At 33.4% G+C, this 19470-nt stretch carries 18 protein-coding genes; 9 read left to right on the top strand and 9 right to left on the bottom strand.

Annotation, left to right across the window (positions count from 1 at the left end):
- Positions 1-57: 57 nt before the first annotated feature.
- Positions 58-792 carry a peptidoglycan editing factor PgeF gene (gene pgeF, locus ACN1AG_RS00595; protein ID WP_417905095.1) on the bottom strand — a complete coding sequence of 245 codons (735 nt, stop codon included), beginning with the start codon at positions 790-792 and terminating at the stop codon, positions 58-60.
- Here pgeF and ACN1AG_RS00590 point away from each other — a divergent pair, their 5' ends adjacent.
- From ACN1AG_RS00590 to tnpB, 5 genes are all read left to right on the top strand, one after another.
- Complete coding sequence (locus ACN1AG_RS00590) at positions 793-1668, top strand: glutamine synthetase (protein WP_417905094.1); 876 nt, start codon at positions 793-795, stop codon at positions 1666-1668.
- The gene (locus tag ACN1AG_RS00585) at positions 1668-2393 is read left to right on the top strand and encodes an SURF1 family protein (RefSeq protein ID WP_417905093.1); all 726 of its coding nucleotides are present in this window, start codon (positions 1668-1670) and stop codon (positions 2391-2393) included. The genes ACN1AG_RS00590 and ACN1AG_RS00585 overlap by 1 nt, the downstream gene beginning before the upstream one ends.
- A 224-nt stretch (positions 2394-2617) precedes the next feature.
- Positions 2618-3085: a thioredoxin-dependent thiol peroxidase gene (gene bcp, locus ACN1AG_RS00580; protein ID WP_417905092.1), complete on the top strand. Its 468-nt coding sequence runs from the start codon at positions 2618-2620 to the stop codon at positions 3083-3085.
- Positions 3086-3267: 182 nt separating this feature from the next.
- Positions 3268-3699 (top strand): hypothetical protein, encoded by a 432-nt coding sequence (locus ACN1AG_RS00575; protein WP_417904493.1) that lies wholly within the window; start codon positions 3268-3270, stop codon positions 3697-3699.
- Positions 3687-4040 carry an IS66 family insertion sequence element accessory protein TnpB gene (gene tnpB / locus ACN1AG_RS00570; RefSeq protein WP_341757307.1) on the top strand — a complete coding sequence of 118 codons (354 nt, stop codon included), beginning with the start codon at positions 3687-3689 and terminating at the stop codon, positions 4038-4040. Before ACN1AG_RS00575 ends, tnpB begins: the two co-directional genes overlap by 13 nt.
- On the opposite strand, the gene ACN1AG_RS00565 is transcribed toward tnpB, so the two are convergent.
- The 8 genes from ACN1AG_RS00565 to ACN1AG_RS00530 form a co-directional block, all read right to left on the bottom strand.
- Complete coding sequence (locus ACN1AG_RS00565; RefSeq protein WP_417904515.1) at positions 4037-5146, bottom strand: IS66 family transposase; 1110 nt, start codon at positions 5144-5146, stop codon at positions 4037-4039. The genes tnpB and ACN1AG_RS00565 overlap by 4 nt on opposite strands.
- Positions 5147-5448: 302 nt before the next feature.
- Positions 5449-5682 (bottom strand): hypothetical protein, encoded by a 234-nt coding sequence (locus ACN1AG_RS00560; protein ID WP_417904495.1) that lies wholly within the window; start codon positions 5680-5682, stop codon positions 5449-5451.
- Positions 5683-6145: 463 nt separating this feature from the next.
- Positions 6146-7636, bottom strand: coding sequence for a sensor histidine kinase (locus ACN1AG_RS00555; RefSeq protein ID WP_417905091.1), 1491 nt, complete (start codon positions 7634-7636; stop codon positions 6146-6148).
- 458 nt (positions 7637-8094) lie between these two features.
- Entirely contained in the window at positions 8095-9474 is a 1380-nt protein-coding gene (locus ACN1AG_RS00550; RefSeq protein ID WP_417905090.1) for a S41 family peptidase, read from the bottom strand.
- A 62-nt stretch (positions 9475-9536) separates the two neighbouring features.
- Positions 9537-11519, bottom strand: a complete 1983-nt coding sequence (gene parE, locus ACN1AG_RS00545; protein WP_417905089.1) for a DNA topoisomerase IV subunit B — start codon at positions 11517-11519, stop codon at positions 9537-9539.
- A gap of 311 nt (positions 11520-11830) precedes the next feature.
- Positions 11831-12007 carry a twin transmembrane helix small protein gene (locus ACN1AG_RS00540; RefSeq protein WP_341747906.1) on the bottom strand — a complete coding sequence of 59 codons (177 nt, stop codon included), beginning with the start codon at positions 12005-12007 and terminating at the stop codon, positions 11831-11833.
- A 61-nt stretch (positions 12008-12068) separates the two neighbouring features.
- Entirely contained in the window at positions 12069-14348 is a 2280-nt protein-coding gene (locus ACN1AG_RS00535) for an NADP-dependent malic enzyme (protein ID WP_417905088.1), read from the bottom strand.
- Between the two features lie 38 nt (positions 14349-14386).
- Positions 14387-15316 (bottom strand): AEC family transporter, encoded by a 930-nt coding sequence (locus ACN1AG_RS00530; protein WP_417905087.1) that lies wholly within the window; start codon positions 15314-15316, stop codon positions 14387-14389.
- Between the two features lie 596 nt (positions 15317-15912).
- Here ACN1AG_RS00530 and yidC point away from each other — a divergent pair.
- From yidC to ACN1AG_RS00510, 4 genes are read left to right on the top strand one after another with little or no spacing between them, the layout of a single operon-like run.
- On the top strand, positions 15913-17601 hold the full coding sequence (yidC, locus tag ACN1AG_RS00525) for a membrane protein insertase YidC (protein WP_417905086.1): 1689 nt from the start codon (positions 15913-15915) through the stop codon (positions 17599-17601).
- Complete coding sequence (gene yihA, locus ACN1AG_RS00520; protein WP_341758616.1) at positions 17591-18199, top strand: ribosome biogenesis GTP-binding protein YihA/YsxC; 609 nt, start codon at positions 17591-17593, stop codon at positions 18197-18199. The genes yidC and yihA overlap by 11 nt, the downstream gene beginning before the upstream one ends.
- Positions 18153-19067 (top strand): acetylglutamate kinase, encoded by a 915-nt coding sequence (locus ACN1AG_RS00515; protein ID WP_417905085.1) that lies wholly within the window; start codon positions 18153-18155, stop codon positions 19065-19067. Before yihA ends, ACN1AG_RS00515 begins: the two co-directional genes overlap by 47 nt.
- 45 nt (positions 19068-19112) lie before the next feature.
- Positions 19113-19400, top strand: coding sequence for a VirB3 family type IV secretion system protein (locus tag ACN1AG_RS00510; RefSeq protein ID WP_341753466.1), 288 nt, complete (start codon positions 19113-19115; stop codon positions 19398-19400).
- Positions 19401-19470: the final 70 nt, after the last annotated feature.

Raw genomic sequence — 19470 nt, 5'->3', positions numbered from 1 at the left:
ATGACACCCTAGGCTGTTAAACCAATGTCTTACATTGAACTCAGGTTAGTTAATAATTTATGCTTTAATTACAATAGTAGATAATATGGTACGGTTATATAATTCTCCAGTATGGCAGGCACGTCGATAACTTGGATATTTCTCAGGGTTAGTATATGTATCTTCTAGCATCCTTGTTATATCTTTAATACCCGCTTTTTGCAGTTGAAGTTCTACATAAGCTGGTAAATCGAACATATAATGCTTTGTTCTCAAAGAGGCACTAAAAAACTTTGAGTTCTCAGCCCTCTGCTTTATAAAATTATCGTAAAATTCTTGGTCTACCTCATAAGAATATTGTTGAATACTAGGGCAAATAATAGCTTTAATATTTTTTGCTCCTTTCTTATGCATTAGTTCTACCAAATTATTAGTGATACCAGCTTTAGCTCCACGCCAACCACAATGAGCTACCCCTATAACCTTACCATCTTCGCTACTAAGTAGAATAGGAACGCAATCAGCAGTTTGTACTGTTAGTACTAGATTTTTTTTGGTAGTAACTGCCCCATCAGCTTCGGGATCATTCTCAATATCACTATCAGCATCAATAACTTTGTTACCATGCACTTGCTGTAGGATAACAATATTCTCGGCATCATAATGTTTAACTACTGTTAGCCGATTATTCTCGACACTTTCTAAGGTCCTAGAGTCACCCAACTTATTTTTTTTACTATAAATATGACTAGATTGCTTGAAGCTTCCATCAAAAATTTTATAATAAACTTTATTTTTTATAAACTCATCCATATGGCCACCCTACAGAAATTTATCCATACACTATCAGATCATTTGCAAAAGAACAATGCTTTACAAAAAATCATTAACAAATTTCGAACAGACTACTCACTAATAGCTTGCATCGGAGTGGAAATAGAATTTTATTTAAGCAAAAATATTGATCCACTCGAATTTCAGACTCTACTTGGAATAGCAGTTAAGAAAGAAAAAGGAGCTAATCAATTTGAGGTAGATTTGCCGCCTTCCACTAACATAATTGAGTATATAGAAAAAATTAGTAGCACTAAGTCTAAAATACAAATTATTGCAGAAAAATTACGGGGTAATGTAAATTTTTCTGCCAAACCATTTGCAAGCGATTATGGTAATAGTATGCATTTTCATGTAAATTTTATATCCCCAAATGATTTGGAGAATTCTATACTTAATATTGATCTAATGGGTCAAAGTATCTGTCATTATATGCTTGACACTTTCTTGATATTCATGCCAAATGAAGATGATTACCTTCGTTTGGATAAGAATTTTATGGCACCAACTAATGTATCTTTTGGTAATAATAATAGAACTGTTGCACTGCGTATCCCTGACCTATCGCCTAAAAGACTAGAACATAGAATAGCAAATCCACTAACTGATCCTTATTTAGCAATTTTTACTATTTTAAACTCTATATTTCTAGGTCTAAAATTTCCTGATAAAATAAATAATATCAACAAAATATATGGCAATGCTTTTGATCAACAATATAATTTAGTGTCATTCCCCAAATCATTAACAGAAGCATTAGAGCTATTTAATTTGGAGTTTTTTATATACCTAAATAATAGACAAAGAGAACTAGCTACTCTAGAATCACTACTAGAAATAATGAAGAAATTATAGTGTTACAAACTTTAAAAAAAAGTACTTTAAAAATTGGTAAGTGCCAAGTTCAATTATTACCTTTATTACTTACTATATTAGCATTTGTAATTCTCTTATCACTTGGGTTTTGGCAAATTGCTAGATTACAGGAAAAAGAACTGTTTTTAAGTTCAATGAAAAATAATCTTAATAATCCGCCAATTGATATAAAAACACTTAGTGGACATAAATTATATGCTAAAATAAGGGCGAACGGCCATTTTCTAGTGGGTAAGAATTTACATCTTTATGGACGCAGATCAATGTCCACTGAAAAAGATGGTTATTATTTAGTTACCCCATTTCAAACTGATGATAACAAGATAATCTTGGTTGTACTAGGGTGGTTTGCTGGGAGGCATAAAGAAAATATTGATAATATAATAAATAACTCTATGGAAATCACAGGTGTAATTCTTCCCGGTGAAAAAACAAAGCTGTTTGTATTGGATAATGATGTTAAAAACAATGTTTGGTTTACCTTGGATTTAACTCAAGGCTCTGATGTTCTTGGCTTAAAATTAGAAGATTTTTATTTAATTATGGAGGGTAATAACAATCGATCTGATATTCTTAAAAGTTTGTCGATTGAAAATTTGCTGAATGTCAGAAATGATCATTTAGAATATGCCATAACTTGGTTTGCATTAGCAATTTCGTTAGCAGTAATTTTTGTGATTTGTAATTTGTCTAAAAGAAATTAGAGTGTATATATACTCGGTGAACTTCAAGAATTGGCGGCGGCGTATCAAAGATCTGTGCTGCTCACGTACTAATGTACGCTCCGCTGCTCGACTTTGACACTCCTAGCTCTTCTTGAAGTTATACTATCGTCTACCCAACTCGTGAAATCATAGCAGTATACTCTTCTGCTTTTTAAATCACAGGAGTATACACTAGTTAATAAAATAAATATAAAGGAGTAGTTATGACATTAAAAATAGGCGATACTGCACCAAATTTTACTATGCCAATAGGTGATAATAGTAAAATCAATTTGTCAGATTTAGCAGGAAAGGTTGTTGTATTATATTTTTATCCTAAAGATGATACGCCAGGTTGTACTATCGAAGCCGGTGACTTTAATAAATTAAAACTAGAATTTGAAAAAATGAATGCTGTCATTATTGGTGTATCAAAGGATGACTTAAATTCTCACGATAAATTCAAGAAAAAATATTGTTTGGATTTTGATCTTGCATCAGATTCTAATTCCGATACTTGTGAAAAATATGGAGTTTGGGTAGAAAAATCAATGTTTGGTAAAAAATATATGGGAGTTAATAGAGCTACTTTCTTAATAGACAAAAAAGGCAAGATAGCTTACATTTGGCCAAAAGTACAAGTGGCTGGACATGCTGAAGACGTATTAAATCAGGTGCGGACAATAATATAAACACATATATACTTGATAATCAAGTTTTTTTCTGAAGGCTACAATCAGGGTAATTTAAAAGTTGGGTTGTAAGCCTAATAGCATAGTACCCTACCTTTTTTATAGTATACTTGCAGCAAAACTGCATAACTTTATCTAATTTTTTTGCTAGTATGAATTTTTTATACATTTGGGTTCCTACTATGCAAATACCATCAATTACTATTGAGCAAGTAGCTCAGCAATTTAAAGCTTGGCGTCAAACTAAAACTAACAAGTTTGATCCCATACCAAACCATCTAAAGGAATTAGTTCACCAATTACTCCATCATTATTCTTACCAAGAGATAGCTAAACATCTTAATATTAATATTAATAAAGCAACAATTAGTTCAATTAAAAAAGCCCATGAACCTACCCTCAAAACTTCTCCTGTCTCAGCTTCAAATCAAGCTCTACAACAAAATATTAATTTTGTCCCATTTCAACTAGTAAATTCTATAGCTACTGATCCTGTAGCGAACCCCAAACAAAATCACTATACTTGTCACATTATTAAACCAAATGGTACCAAGCTTATTATCCAAACACTAGAGCCAAAAACCATAATTCAGACATTTCTATGCTGCAACTAACCCCGGCGTCAGTTATTTTTGTTGCCACTATTGCCATCGATTTTCGCAAGGGTATAGATGGCTTAATCGCTGTTTGTAGACAAAAACTTTCTTCTGACCCTCTTAATGGTTCCTTGTTTTTATTCTATAATAAAAACAGAACTGCCATTAAAATTTTGTCCTTTGACGGTCAAGGCTTTTGGCTATGCTCTAAACGCCTATCCAAAGGTAAATTTACGGCAAAACTCTTCCCTTCTGATAATTTATCTTATCAGATTTGCCATAGAACCTTATACATTCTTATTCATAATGGCGATCCTAGTTCTGCCAAACTCTCTAATGATTGGCGTTCTGTCATTTAAGCTGCTGTCTTGATTAATTCCGTATTATTCATATATCTTGCATAGGCAAAAGGGCTATAATTCGCAGGATGCTTCTTTGCTTTGCTACTCTGCTCTTGTAGCCAATTTAAATATTTAAAGGCATTGATCTCGTTCTCACTACAAGTCTTTACTATACTATATAGACCACTATGTATCTCAGCACTATTGATTGTTTTAAAGAATAATGAATTCTTCCTTTGTAAAATAATGGTACGCAGTGATCTCTCAGCCCAATTATTATCAAGACTGCTAACTGGAATTTTTAAAAATTGGGTCAAACCTTCTTTATTATTTAACCAATATCTCATAACTTGTCCAAGCCTACTATTAGGCTCAACTTTCTTGTCGTTAAATAATTCGTCTATTTTGTTATATATGTTTTCTATATATTTACTGCTATGTTCCTGATGATACCCCAGTTTTTCTTCAGGGCTCATCTCTTTACATTGATGTTCATTGTGGTAAATACCACGTGTTTGTTTGAGAAAATATCCGCATTCTTCAGGGTAATATAGTTCATTCTCTGTAAATTTTCTCTGACCATGTGACAAACAATTGATCATCACTATTATTGCTAGTAATTCTTTATCTGCTTCTGATAATACCGGGTTATTATTGTTACTTGCGTCAGTCATTAATTGGATAGAATCTGTTCTATTCTTACGATTCTTTAGTACGTTACCAATATTCTCCCCGCCATGCTTATTACCTGTAAAATATAAAACTATCACCTCATTATTTGTAGTCTTAGCACATATAGTAGTAGTATAACAGCTGCGTCCTTTCTTATTTTGAGTACGTAATTTTTTATTGGCTATAGTAATTTCTAAAATCCTGGCTCTAGTATCATCAAGATTCAGTGAATTACATTCGGCAGCCATTTCCAATAATACCCCGTAAATCTCAGCTCCACCACCTTCTTGCCAAACATCTAAATATTGTTGCCACAACGAACTATATGCTACAGGAAACCCACTTAAACTTTGCAACCTAGATAAACGGTAGAAAGGAGTACCATAGGTCTTTTGTAACACTATTGCACTTCTGCTACTATTTGTCCATTTGTTGATATTTTTATTGTTCATAACTTTATAGTCGCAAGCATTACAGCGTAGCGTTTTCTTTACATATCTGTTGACTGTAATTGGAGCGTTACCTGTGAATTGTAGCAATTTTCTAGCTTCACTATTATATAGTTTGCCATTATAGCAGTGAGGACAGCTATCACCACTACAAAAATTCTCAGGAGCTAAATAGCTGGTATTCGCATCCTTATAATCATCAAACCCATATTTACCTTGCCAATTACTACGATCTATCTTTTTGGGCTTATCGCACTCTTCTTCATTACCACCATTCCCGTTATCAGATTCACTTGGCGGTTCTTTTAATGAATCTGAACTATCTTTTTTTTGTTATCTGCCTTAAAACCAATCAGCATTTCCTTAAGCTTATTTATACTGATATTTGATGATGCTAGCTTGTCTATTAGTTCGTTACAAAATTTCACAAGTTCTATTATCGCTTGCTGATCATTTCCTGTTAATGAATTTGCCTTAATATGTTGTATTAGTTCTTCTCGTTCTTCAGCACTTAAGGTCGCTACTTTTGGCTTTTGCATTTCGATTAATTATCATTATTGTTAATATTTCAGATGTTATAATATGACTGGTACTTTTTCAACTAGTTTTTTTATTAATCGGTGATATTTGCATAGTAGAAACCCAAATTTATAAAATAAATTTATACTAGCAAAAAAATTTAATAGTGTTATGCAGTTTTGCTGCAAGTATACTTTTTATATAACCACTATTAAAATGGCTACTGATCGTCATTGCGAGGAGTCGCTGAAAGCGGCGACGTGGCAATCTAGGATACGCGAAGCGTACTAGAAAAAACAGCTTCGCTGTTTACTTGGATCGCCACGGCATCTAAAGATGCCTCGCGATGACGATTATAGAAAAATGTAGGGTACTATGCTATTAGGCTTGCAGCCCGACTTTTAAATTACCCTGGCTACAATTCATGGCAGTTTATGTCATCCGCACGTAGGCAAAGCCTACGCGGGAATGACATGGGGGTAGTTATTGTTCTATACTACTATCATAAGCAAAAGTTAGTGTTACAGTTGTGCCTATGCCTATTTTACTTTGTAGATCAAATTTACCTCTCATTAGTTCAACCAACTTTCGAGTGAGTGGTAAACCAAGACCAGTTCCTTGATATTTTCTGCCAACGGCACTATCAATTTGACCAAATGTTGAGAGTACTTTTGGAATATCTTTCTCATCAATTCCTATACCAGTATCTATAACTTGCACATAAACTAGTCCTTGAGATTCATTTTTTTCAGCATGAATTGTTATAGAACCTAATGGGTTGGTGAATTTTATAGAATTAGATAAAAGGTTAAAAAATACTTGTTTAAGCCTTTTGGGATCTGCTTTTATAATAATATGATCTTTTGGTAGTTTTTCAATTAATGCTACATTCGCTTGGTCAGCTCTTGGTTTCATTATCCTTATAGTAGAAGTAATTAATTTATTTAGGTCTAACTCTACAAAATCAACTAATAGCTTGTCAGCAGATGCTTTTGACAAGTCTAATATATCGGTTATTATACCTAGCAAATGCTTGCCTGCGTTATGAATATCTTTTACATAAACATCATGTTCCTTATTGTAAGGTGTAGACATCATAATTTCTGAAAAACCTATAATAGCATTTAGAGGGGTACGCAGCTCATGACTAACATTGGCAAAAAATTTAGTATGAGCAGAACTTTCATTTCTAACCTTAGTTACTGCTTCCTCTAATGCTTTATTAGCCTCAAATTGCCGATCTATAATTTTTTGTGCATAATTTGTGTTGCTCATAACTATAACTAAAAATATTACCAAAATGATAACAAAAGTTAATAATACTTTTCTTTCAAGCTCTATAATACTTGACCATAAACCAGTAATATTGGTATGTATCTCTAATACACCATCAACAGGATGGTTCAATGGATCACGGTTTATTATTGGGATATAACTTGTTATACAAGATGCTTTCTTTACTTCCCCTGATATATGTAACATGGCTCTAGGAATTAATAGATGAGTTGTTATCCCTTTAAAAGCTTTGTTAAAGGCTTGTTCTATACTCAATTCTTTTAAAAAATATCTATCAATTTTGGTAAGAATTTTTTGATACAGAGTATCTTCAGGAAAATTCATGTGACTTGTTACTTGAATTGGCGAACTAGTTATAATTTTATTACCTTGTAGATCATATAAAGAAATATAGGCATTAAGATTAACAAAAATATCAACTGAAGTAGTTGCAAACCTAATAAAATCTGTATCTTGTAATAAATTTATATAACCAAATTCATGTATCTTATCTACAGCAGTTCTATTCCTATCCCAAACATTTTTTGTATAAACATCAGCTATTTTAATATTTGTTTCTCCGACTTGCTTTAAAATCATTTCTTCAATAATGAAGTAACGATAGTAAATCATATTTACAATAATGTTTATAAATAAGCCAATGGATGACAGTCTAACAATATATTTATTTTGAATCATTAGGTTTGCACATATATTACTTACACATTAGACACAGGACAATATTAAAGTTATAACCAATAGTTGATATTTCCTTTGTAATTATCATTCCTAATCACGCGAATTTGCATAGGCGTCAACTTAAGAATCTAGCATGTCATTGCGAGGAGACCATAAGGTCGACGAAGCAATCTATATGACAAGTTTCATGGATTGCCACGCTCACGTACGTTCGCTCGCAATGACGGTTTAAGCCTTACAACAACGCTTCGCAATGACGATTTTTTAACTTTCAACAGTTATGCCCAATTACCCTACCCATTGTATACTGCTCGTAAATGAAGAGTTGGTAGACGAAGGTCAACTTCAAGAAGAGCTAGGAGTGTCAAAGTCGAGCAGCGGAGCGTACATTAGTACGTGAGCAGCGGAGATCTTTAGACACGACGACGCCAATTCTTGAAGTTCACCGAGTATACCCTTTATTTTTTCAATTCATTGCCACTTTTATTAGTCAAGATTAATCCCATAATTAAATCATAAGCTCTAGCAAATTGATAATCTTTTTTATAAAGATCAGATAATTGTTCTAGAGTATTTTTTGGTTTGGTATTTTTTGTAGTACCATCTGTTTTCTTAATAAGTTCTTTATTTTTATCTGTAGTATCTACTTTTTTATCATCATTTTTATTATTATCGTTTTTTAGATAATTTTTTAGAGAAGATTCAGAAAATCTATTATCTATTGATTTTGTTTCAAGATACTCAACTTTTGCCATCTCAACCACTATGTCAGGTTCAATACCCTCTGCTTGAATTGAACGACCACTAGGAGTGTAATATTTAGCTGTTGTAAGCTTTATAGCAGCTCTAGGACTAATTGTAGCAAAGCTTTGCACGGACCCTTTACCAAAAGATTTTGTTCCAAGTATTACTGCTCTTTTATGATCTTGCAATGCACCAGCTACGATTTCTGCAGCTGAAGCAGATCCAACATTAATAAGAGCAACAATCGGGACAGATGGTGCTTTTTCTACAAATTTATTGCTAGTCAATACCGAGTTACTATTTTTGCTTCTGCCTTTGGTAGTAACGATTACCCCAGAATCAATAAAATATTCGCTAACCGCAACAGCCTGATCTAACAGACCACCACCATTATTACGTAGGTCTAAGATAATGCCTTTTAGGCCATTTTTACTTTCATTTTTTAGAGTTTTTATAGATTTTTTTAATTCTGCAATGGTATGTTCATTAAAACTCCCTATTCTTACGTAAGCGATATTATTTCTTTCTAAATGGGCTTTTACTGGTGTAATTGTGACTATTTCTCTAGTAAGTTCAATTTCCTTTGGCTTGCTTTCACCTTCCGTGATCACCAATAATTTTACCTTTGCCCCTGGTTCTCCACGCATCTCTCTGACCGCTTTATTAAATCCCAAATTTGATACAAACTCATCATTAACCCCCACAATATAGTCTCCAGCTTTTATACCTGCCTTATAAGCTGGTAGATCATCAATAGGGGAAATGACTTTGATAGCACCATTGTCATACTGCACTTCAACACCAATACCTCCAAATTCTCCTTTAGTGTGGTCAAGAAAATATTCTAGATCCTCATCAGTAATGTAGTTAGAATGAGGATCTAGCGAAGTTAACATGCCATCTATAGCTGCATCAGTCATTTTTTGTTTTTCAGGTTCTTGGACATAGTCTCTATTAACACGTTCAAATATCTCTTGGAATTGTTTTAAATAAGCTGAATCTGGTAATTCTTTCTTCTTTACTTCTTCAGCAAATGTTATATTAGAAAAAATGATAGAACTTGATAATAATATTGTAATTAAACGTAAGAACATAGTACTCCTGTAATTTAAAGTAGTTGGTATACTCAAATCATTTGAGTATAGATGATACAATTTTAAATATCTAGATTGTTTATAATAGTATCCATTTTAATTAAAGCTTGATCATAAATAAACTGGAAACGTTTTTCTGGTTTCTTGCCCATAAGATTGTCTACCATCTTAGCAATATTATCAAAATCATCTATAGTAACTTTTAAAAGTGACCTATTTTTTGGATTCATTGTTGTTTCTTTTAACTGAGCTGGCATCATTTCCCCCAGTCCCTTAAACCTACCAATGTCTATTTTAGCTTTACTATTTTTTAATAATTTAGCAGTTAAATCAGTTTTTTGTTGATCATTTACTGCATAGTAAGTTTTATTAGACTGTGTTAGTCGATAAAGTGGTGGTTTGGCAATATATAAATGACCCGATGATACTAGCTTTGGCATACGAAGGTAAAAAAATGTCATTAACAGTGAGGCGATGTGAGCTCCGTCAACATCAGCATCTGTCATAATTATTATTTTTTCATAACGTAAATTTTCTTCTCGGTAATTTTTAAGGCTGCCGCATGCTAGTGCCACTTCTAGATCTTGAATTTCTTGATTATTAGTAATCTTTTCTAGAGTCGCATTGGCAACATTTAGGATTTTGCCCCGAAGAGGCAAAATAGCTTGTGTTTCTCGATCTCTTGCCTGCTTAGCTGATCCTCCAGCTGAATCTCCCTCAACCAAAAATAACTCCGTTCCATTAGGAGACGTTCTTGTACAATCGGCTAATTTACCTGGTAGTCGCAATTTTTGTGTAGCAGTTTTACGTAAGGTATTTTTTTCATTACGCTTATTTATTCGGAATTCAGCAATATTGACTATATGGTCAAGTAGTTGGTTTGCCGCTACTTTATTACTGCTCAACCAATGATCAAAATGGTCCTTAATAATGTTTTCTACTATCTTATTAACCCCTAGTGAAACCAATTTTTCTTTTGTTTGTCCTTGAAATATTGGATCTTGGATAAATATAGAGAGAACAATAGAAGAAGTTTCAAGAATATCTTCAATAATAAGTAGAGTTGTTTTTTTATTGCCTATCATTTCTCCGTATATTTTCAAGCCGCGAAGTAATGCATTACGCAAACCTTGTTCATGAGTGCCACCAAGGGGGGTGGGAATAGTGTTACAATATGATTGTATGAAGGGTTGGTATTCATTTTTATGCCAAGCAATTGCCCATTCCACTTTTACGTGATCTTGGTCCCAGTCAATATTACCACAAAAAATCTCTCCACTAACTAAATCGTCATGATTTATTTTTGATATTAAATAATCCTTCAAACCATCTGGAAAATGGATCAGGGCTGTTGTCGGTACATCACTTTTAGTCTCAATCTCACATTGCCACTCTATCGTTACTCCCCTGTACAAATAGGCTTTTGATTTAGCTAATTCATATATTTTTTTAGGAGAAAAACATGATTTTTCACCAAAAATTTCTGGGTCAGGATGAAAATTTATAGATGTTCCCTTTAATTTTTTTACAACATCTTCACTTTCTAAATCATTCAATTTATGCCCTCTAGAATAAGATTGCTTGAATAATTTACCCTGCTTGTACACTTTAACTTCTAAATAGTCTGATAAAGCATTAACAACAGAAATACCAACTCCGTGTAATCCGCCTGCTGTTTGGTATACATTATTCGAAAATTTACCTCCCGAGTGGAGCTGAGTTAGAATCACCTCCAAAGCAGATTTTTCAGGGAATTTGGGGTGATTATCGACAGGAATTCCTCTACCATTATCAGAAATAGTGATACTGTTATTCACATGCATTTTTATGGTTATAATGTTAGCAAAACCAGCAACAGCTTCATCCATAGCATTATCCAGTACTTCCGAAACAAGATGATGCATAGCATTTTCGTCTGTTCCGCCAATATACATACCAGGACGTTTGCGTACAGGTTCAAGCCCTTCTAATACTTCAATATCTTTTGCAGTATATGAATTATTAATTTTAGGCTTTTTATCATTAAAACTAAATAGATCAGACATATTATGGTATTAACTTACAAGTTTTTCCAAGTTTTTGGGTAAAAAAATAATTTCCTATTTCAAGAGTTGTAAAAACAACTCTTGAAATAGGAGAAGTATACTAACCTCAACTATTGATGTAAGACATCGGTTTAATAGCCTAGGATGTCACCCCTGCGTAGGCAGGGGTCTAAAAAATAGCATAGAAGGTATGTTATATAGTTTTAGATCCCAGCTTTCGCTGGGATGACATAATGGCGGTGACATCACCCCTAATGGCGATGATTACTTGAGCCTACTATTAATTTATTACATCAATATTTGAGGTTATACTATTTTGAAAGATAGAGAAAAGCAAGCAAACATACAGCAACTGCCTGAAATATAACCCGCAGCGACATTAATTTTGAGCTAAATTTTTTATCAAATTTCCCACCAATAGCCATAGAGACAATCCCTATCACTAAGACTAATGTAGTCAAGCTTAAAGCAATTAATGTATATATCATTAAAATTCCTCGAAAGAGTTATTATAACCTATTAACAAATAATATAAAATCCGAAAATTAATTATCTTTTGTTCAAGAGATTTATTGCATCTATACAGGCAAATGTGGCAATTTTTGTTATCTCACTTGCCGATGCTCCCATTTGTACTATTTGTACTGGATATTCAAAACCATTAATTATTGGTCCTATAAAAACACCTCCAGCTAATTCTTGCAATAGTTGCGTTGAGATTGAGGCCGAATGTAGACCGGGCATAATTAATACATTAGCAGGGCTTGATAGCCTGCAAAACTTATATGAATTACGATTAGGGTTCAGAGCAACATTAGCTGACATTTCGCCATCATATTCAAAATCTAAACTCATACTATCTAAAATTCTAACAGCTTCCCGTACTCTATTTGCCTTTTCTCTCATTGGATTACCAAAAGTCGAGAAGGAAAGCAGTGCAACCTTTGGGATCATTCCCATATTTTTTGCTATATTAGCAGTCTGCAAGGTTATTTCTACAAGATCTTGCTCATTTGGCAGTTCAGCCAGACTATTATCAGCAATAATTATATTATGCTCCTTGGCAATCAGAATGGAATAGCCTAAAATTCTGTTATTTTCTTTGGCTTCCATTACCTTCATAATATCCTCTAAGCTACTATAATAGCTCTTTGTTACACCAGTAACCATACAATCAGCATCGCCACAAGCTACCATGATAGCTGAGAATATATTTCTATCACTTTTAACTAATCTAGCACAGTCACGGTATAAGTAACCTTTACGCTGTAACCGGCTATAAAGAGTATCTATATATTTATCAAGATTTTGGTTAATAGCAGCATTCATTATGGTAATACCATTTAAATCATAATTCATACCTATTCTATTTAAAACAGCAGATATTTTATCAGATCTACCAACTAGGATAGGATGAGCATGTGAAGCATCCCGCATGCTCATAGCAGCTATAATTACCTCTTCCTCCTCACCTTCGGCAAAAACTATCCTTTGAGGTGTTGACTGTTGAATTCTCTCAAATAATAGATTCATGTAATGAGAGGTAGGATTTAACCTACTTTCCAGCTCCTTTGCATAATTCTTAACATCAAATTCGGTAATTTTAGCAACCCCACTATCTATGGCAGCTTTAGCTACCGCTACCGGAACAGTGGTAATTAATCTTGGATCAAATGGTACAGGAATTATGTAATCTGGACCAAAAACCATTTTTTTACCAGGATATGCTTTATAAACTTCATTCGGGACAGCTTGTCTTGCTAATTCAGCTAAAGAAGTTGCTGCAGCTATTTTCATTTCCTGATTAATAGTAGTAGCTCTAACATCTAAAGCTCCACGGAAAATATACGGAAATCCCATAACATTATTAATCTGATTATTATAATCAGAGCGTCCGGTAGCAATAATCGCATCGCTTCTAACTAGCTGTATATCCTCTGGAGTAATCTCTGGGTCTGGATTAGCCATGGCAAAAATGATAGGATTTGCAGCCATGCTAGCTACCATGTCTTTCGATACTGTTCCTTTTACAGATAAACCAAGGAATACATCGGCTGACTTCATAGCATCACTCAGAGTCCTGAGATCGGTCTCGACTGCATATAATTCTTTCCATTTATTCATGCCTTCTTGCCGACCTTGGTAAACTACCCCCATTTTATCACATAGTATAACATTTTTTTTGTCTACACTAAGCGCAATTAGTAATTCAATGCAAGCAATTGCCGCTGCCCCTGCGCCACTTACGACAATTTTTAGACTATCAAATGAACGATTGGTAAGATAAGCTGCATTAATTAAACCTGCAGCAGCAATAATAGCCGTACCATGCTGATCATCATGAAAAACCGGTATCTGCATACAGCTTTTTAATTTTTCTTCAATTATAAAACATTCAGGAGATTTAATATCTTCTAAATTAATACCTCCAAAACTGTAATTAAGATATTTTACTGCATTAACAAACTCATCAGGGTCAGTCGTATCTATTTCAAGATCAATAGAATCAATATCAGCAAAGTTCTTGAATAAAACGGCTTTTCCTTCCATTACGGGTTTCGACGCAGCTGCACCTATACTACCAAGACCAAGAACTGCCGTACCGTTAGTTATTACAGCAACTAAGTTACCTCTAGCAGTATATTTATAAATATCATCTATATTTTTCGCAATTTCAAGACACGGAGCTGCTACCCCTGGCGAATAAGCCAAAGCCAAATCATGTGCAGTGTCCAAAGGCTTAGTTGCCACAATAGCAATTTTACCTGGCTTACCTTTTCGATGATATTCTAAGGCTTTGAGATAATTTATTTTATTCATTTCACCCATGATGTTATTCCTTCTTAATTACTTCAAGTGTTTATTAGTTATATCATCCACATAAGAACTGACAATGATACTATTGAAAAAAGTGTTGTGAAAGTAATAATTGATGCCATAGATTCTGGATCACCACCAAGCTGACGTGATAAAACATAAGCCGTGCTAGCACACGGCAGACAGCTGTACAGAACACCAACTGATTTAGCAGTACCAGTTATTGACATTAGTGATAATACAATTATTGTGACAATAGGAAAAGCCACTAACTTAACAAAACTAGTAAGCAACACATTTTGTAAAATAGCACCACGCATAGAAAATTTGAGACCTGCCCCAACATTTAGCATACCTATAGCTAAAGCAGAGTTGGACAGGCTAGACAAGGTTTTTTTTATACCAAGATGTAATTCTAAACCAGAATAATTAAAAATAAATCCAATTATACTAGCTATAATCAAGGGATTTTGTACTATCAATTTAAGTATCAATATAAAGCTAGCTTTAGGCGACTTAGCTACTGAACTATCAGGAATATAACGTGCAAAAATCATTACTGATATGATGTTAGTAAAAATGATCATATAGGATGAAATCACAGATACTATAGCAAGTCCCTCCTGACCCAAAAGAGGACTACTAACACCAAAAAAGATATAACTATTAAAACGTATTGCACCTTGAAAAGTTGAAGTAAACTGAACCTTGTCAAAATTGGTTTTCTTCTGATAAATAATTAAAGCCAAAGAAATAATAGAGGTGGAGATGATTAATGCAAATACCAGTTTTATTATAGACGATACATTTAAATCGGCTGCAGATATATTATTAAAAAGCATAGTAGGGAAAAGAAAAAAATATGATAATTTCTCTAATCCTCGCCAAAATTCTTCAGAAGTCAACCATTTCCTTCTGATAATACTACCAAACAAGGGAATCAGCAAAACAGGTAATGTACTAGAGAAGATTTCGTTCATCAGTTTACAATTATCCCAATTACCAATTGCTAGACAATTAGCAATTGGCTGTAAATAACCTCAAATATCGATGTAAGACATCGGTACTTGAGGTTAAATATGTGTTACGATTAAAATTTTACCTCGCATAATATCAGAGTTTGATTGCAAATCAAGACGTATACTCAAATGACCCTGATTTGAGTATAAATCAAATTTCTTGATTATTTTGCTTAAATCTTATAGAACTCATAGGGTATGTCTAATGAATATCCTAAGATTAGGGAGTTATTTTTATTTTATGTACCTAAATTAACCTCAAGTATTGATGTAAGATATCGGTTTAATAGCCTAGGGTGTCCCTGCCTCTCCTTTTATGTCACCCCTGCGTAGGCAGGGGTCTAAAAAAATAGCATAGAAGGTATGTTATATTTAGATCCCAGCTTTCGCTGGGATGACATAATGGCGGTAACATCACCCCTAATGGCGATGATTACTTGAGCCTACTATTAATTTATTACATCAATAGTTGAGGTTAAATTAATTATATATAAAAGACTTAGTGGAATCAAATATTCTGATATATTCTAGTAAACTTAAATTATTTTTAGACCGTGATGAATCATAACATAGTTAACTTGGTAGCTGCCATTGTCTTGTCCCTTGGTATTATTTTTGGATGGCAATATTTTTACGATAAACCAAGATTACAAAAATTAGAACAGCAAAATAAAATATATAATAAGCAAGTTCAAGAGTTAAAGAAAAAGAATGTTCAAGTAGAAGCCTCTAAAGAAGCTGAATCCTTTATTGCTACCAAGAGAATTCAGATAAACTCAGAATTACTTTCCGGATCGATTGCTTTAAAAGGATTAAGGTTTGATGATTTGGTTTTATTGAAGTATAAGCAAGATCTATCAAAAGACAGTAAGCCTGTTGTATTATTTGCTCATTCTCAGTCAGAAGAAGCCTATTTTGCAGAAATAGGTTGGTTTGATAAAACTGGTAGTAATATTCTTCCTGACAGTGAAACTCTTTGGCAAGCTGATAGTGATGAGCTTACTCCTACAAAACCTGTGAATTTATCATGGATCAACAAAGATGGGGTTAAATTCTTGGTTACTATCAGCATGGATAGTAATTACTTGTTCACCATAGATCAAACTACGGTGAATGATAGTAAGCAGCCAATATCAGTTCAGTATTATGGACTAATTAACCGTAAATATACTGGCAAAGAGAAAGTTGCTAATATCCTGCATCAAGGACCAATTGGTGCTATTGATGGTAGGCTTAAAGAACATTCCTTTGATGACTTAAAAGATAAAAAGATCGAAAAGTTTCCGCAAGGCGTTGTTGATTGGATTGGCATAACAGATAAATATTGGCTAGCTTCCTTAATTCCTGATAAAATTAGTAAGTATAGTTCTAATTTCAATTGTGTAATAAAAAACGGTATTGAAAAATATCAGGTTGACTTCATCTCACCAACTCAAACTATAGAAGTAGGAAACAAATTTACTATATCACAAAGATTATTTGCTGGAGCAAAGAAAGTTGATTTATTGGATAAATACGAAAAACAATATAACATTAAGTTATTTGATCGGGCAATTGATTTTGGTTGGTTTTATATAATCACTAAACCACTCTTTAATGTTATGAACTTTTTTTATCACTATGTTGGTAACTTCGGTATTAGTATCTTGATTGTAACTGTTATCATAAAACTGCTAATGTTTACTCTAGCTAATAAATCATATCGCTCGATGAAAAAGACAAAAAAGCTTCAGCCTGAAGTCGAGAGAATCAGGGCTTTATATGCTGATGATAAAATGAGGCTTAACCAAGAAGTTATGGCGTTGTACAAAAGAGAAAAGGTTAATCCCCTAGCTGGTTGTCTCCCCCTTATTGTACAAATCCCAGTATTTTTCTCGATTTATAAAGTGTTAAATGTAACTATTGAGATGCGTCAAGCACCATTTTTTGGTTGGATAAAAGATTTATCTACTCCCGATCCAACAACAATTTTCAACTTGTTTGGATTACTGCCATTTGCTTGCCCAAGTTTTCTGATGATTGGTGTATGGCCTATTCTCATGGCTCTGACTATGTTCTTACTGCAAAGGATGGGTTCAGAGCCAGCTGATCCAATTCAAGCTCAAGTAATGAAGTTTATGCCACTGGTTTTTTTAGTAATGTGTAGTAGTTTTCCAGCTGGAGTAGTGATTTATTGGTCCTGGAGTAATATTTTATCAATAATTCAGCAATATTACATCAATAAGTTAGACAATAATGTCGGTTGATAAGGTTACAAAACTTTTCCGTCAAGAAGCAAAATTCATCGCTGGTGTGGCAAAAATAAGTCAGTTTCCTAGCATATTTTTACCAGAAATTGCATTTGTCGGCAAATCAAATGTTGGCAAGTCAAGTTTGATTAATAGTATATGCAATAATTCAAGTCTTGCTAGGGTGTCTAATACTCCTGGTCGTACTAGGCAAATAAATTTTTTCTCCCTTGCCGATAAACTTATGTTAGTTGATCTTCCTGGATATGGCTTTGCAGAAGTACCAATATATATAAAGCAGCAGTGGGAAACCTTAATAGCATATTATCTCAGAACGAGTTTAAACCTCAAATTAGTAAATTTATTGATTGATGCTAGAAGAGGAATAAAGCAAAATGACATAGAGATTGCTAAATTATTACTTTCTTGTAATAAAGATTTTCAAATTGTTTTTACAAAGTCGGATAAGGTAACACATAGAGAAAACCTAACGACGGTAACACAGAATTTTCTTGCAACTTTAGGCTACTCCTGTAATGTAATTTATACAAGTAGCAGGAGTAAAGAAGGTGCAAAAGAATTGCAGTTTAATTTGGCAAAATGCATTAAATTATAAAGAAAAGGAAGGTAAAGGTTTTGCCCATGTCAAAGATACTAGCCTAATTAAAGACATAATAAGACGTAGTAGTGAAGTTAGAGATCAAGTCATGGTATTTAAGCTACCGTCATTAATTATTGATGATGACAAATTGCTAACGAATTTTGCAGAGGTAATACAGTTACTTGACAGTTGTGGCATTAAAATCTTTATAGTTCATGATCATACTAATTTGGTAAATGATACGCTAAAATTGTTTGGCTGTGATGAGAAATTTATCAATAATATTAAGGTAGCCGATTATAAAAGCTCGCAGATTATGGAAATGGTTCTGTCTGGCTATATTAATAAGCGTATAGTTTCAAAGCTCTGTAGTTTAGGTTGTTATGCTATTGGTATTTCCTGCAAAGATGCTAATCTTATTCAAGCTAAGAAATCAAAATTATCACATAGGAGAGACAGTAATCAAGCTGTAATAGATATTGGGTTTGTCAGTGAACCAGTTATAATAAACCCTGAGATTTTAATAAATTTTGAAGATAGCAATATTATTCCTGTTATAACACCAGTAGCTAGCGATGAAAAAGGTAATACTCATCTACTGGATGTAAATCTGACGGCCTCGATAATTGCTTCCTCATTAGATGCAGATCATTTAGTATTATTATGTGATGGGCTAGAATTTGCCGGAGAGAAGTATATACGAATACAAGATGTTAATGTATTGAAAGAGATGTTGAATAATACTGTTGATCCTGAGAAAGTTGGCTTGCTTGAAGCAGCTTTAAGTGCTATTCAAAACAGTACCAATTATGTACATTTTCTTAATTCGGCTTTCCCTGATTCAATATTGTTAAGTATGTTTATAAGTAAAGAATATGAGTGAGTTATAGATTTAATTTTTGGTAAAAAAGCAAAAGAGGGCTAATTTATGTCAGGCAGTTTAGTATCAGACCCGTTATTTGTCGGTTTAACAAGACCCGCAATGATATTTGGTGTGAGTATAAAATTTGCAGCACTTAATATGATTATATCTATGTCATTATTTATTCAAAGTAATAGTATTATGAATTTGCTTGTTGCTTTTGTGATTCATATGATAGGGTATGTAATATGTTTTAAAGAACCAAGATTTATAGAGTTGCTTTTAAATAAATCTTCTAGATGTAGTCAGTGTCCTAATAAATCATTCTATGGAGCGAATTCATACGGTATTTAGTACTACAGTTGTAGTTACTCACAATATTGTCACCCCTGCTTTCGTAGGGGGACATCGTTTTTACTACTGA

Origin of the sequence: Candidatus Tisiphia endosymbiont of Micropterix aruncella, assembly GCF_965178575.1 — a bacterium.
Lineage (GTDB): Bacteria > Pseudomonadota > Alphaproteobacteria > Rickettsiales > Rickettsiaceae > Tisiphia.
Note: the sequence above shows the minus strand (reverse complement) of the source record. Positions and strands in the feature narration are given on the sequence as shown.

What these genes read in the sequence shown, in the direction of transcription:
- ACN1AG_RS00575 (WP_417904493.1), top strand. Translation starts at nt 3,268, where the DNA reads ATGCAAATACCATCAATTACTATTGAGCAAGTAGCTCAGCAATTTAAA.
- ACN1AG_RS00555 (WP_417905091.1), bottom strand. Translation starts at nt 7,636, where the DNA reads ATGATTCAAAATAAATATATTGTTAGACTGTCATCCATTGGCTTATTT.
- yidC (WP_417905086.1), top strand. Translation starts at nt 15,913, where the DNA reads ATGAATCATAACATAGTTAACTTGGTAGCTGCCATTGTCTTGTCCCTT.
- parE (WP_417905089.1), bottom strand. Translation starts at nt 11,519, where the DNA reads ATGTCTGATCTATTTAGTTTTAATGATAAAAAGCCTAAAATTAATAAT.
- tnpB (WP_341757307.1), top strand. Translation starts at nt 3,687, where the DNA reads ATGCTGCAACTAACCCCGGCGTCAGTTATTTTTGTTGCCACTATTGCC.
- ACN1AG_RS00550 (WP_417905090.1), bottom strand. Translation starts at nt 9,474, where the DNA reads ATGTTCTTACGTTTAATTACAATATTATTATCAAGTTCTATCATTTTT.
- pgeF (WP_417905095.1), bottom strand. Translation starts at nt 792, where the DNA reads ATGGATGAGTTTATAAAAAATAAAGTTTATTATAAAATTTTTGATGGA.
- ACN1AG_RS00540 (WP_341747906.1), bottom strand. Translation starts at nt 12,007, where the DNA reads ATGATATATACATTAATTGCTTTAAGCTTGACTACATTAGTCTTAGTG.
- ACN1AG_RS00560 (WP_417904495.1), bottom strand. Translation starts at nt 5,682, where the DNA reads ATGCAAAAGCCAAAAGTAGCGACCTTAAGTGCTGAAGAACGAGAAGAA.
- ACN1AG_RS00535 (WP_417905088.1), bottom strand. Translation starts at nt 14,348, where the DNA reads ATGGGTGAAATGAATAAAATAAATTATCTCAAAGCCTTAGAATATCAT.
- ACN1AG_RS00530 (WP_417905087.1), bottom strand. Translation starts at nt 15,316, where the DNA reads ATGAACGAAATCTTCTCTAGTACATTACCTGTTTTGCTGATTCCCTTG.
- ACN1AG_RS00565 (WP_417904515.1), bottom strand. Translation starts at nt 5,146, where the DNA reads ATGAACAATAAAAATATCAACAAATGGACAAATAGTAGCAGAAGTGCA.
- ACN1AG_RS00590 (WP_417905094.1), top strand. Translation starts at nt 793, where the DNA reads ATGGCCACCCTACAGAAATTTATCCATACACTATCAGATCATTTGCAA.
- ACN1AG_RS00510 (WP_341753466.1), top strand. Translation starts at nt 19,113, where the DNA reads ATGTCAGGCAGTTTAGTATCAGACCCGTTATTTGTCGGTTTAACAAGA.
- yihA (WP_341758616.1), top strand. Translation starts at nt 17,591, where the DNA reads ATGTCGGTTGATAAGGTTACAAAACTTTTCCGTCAAGAAGCAAAATTC.
- bcp (WP_417905092.1), top strand. Translation starts at nt 2,618, where the DNA reads ATGACATTAAAAATAGGCGATACTGCACCAAATTTTACTATGCCAATA.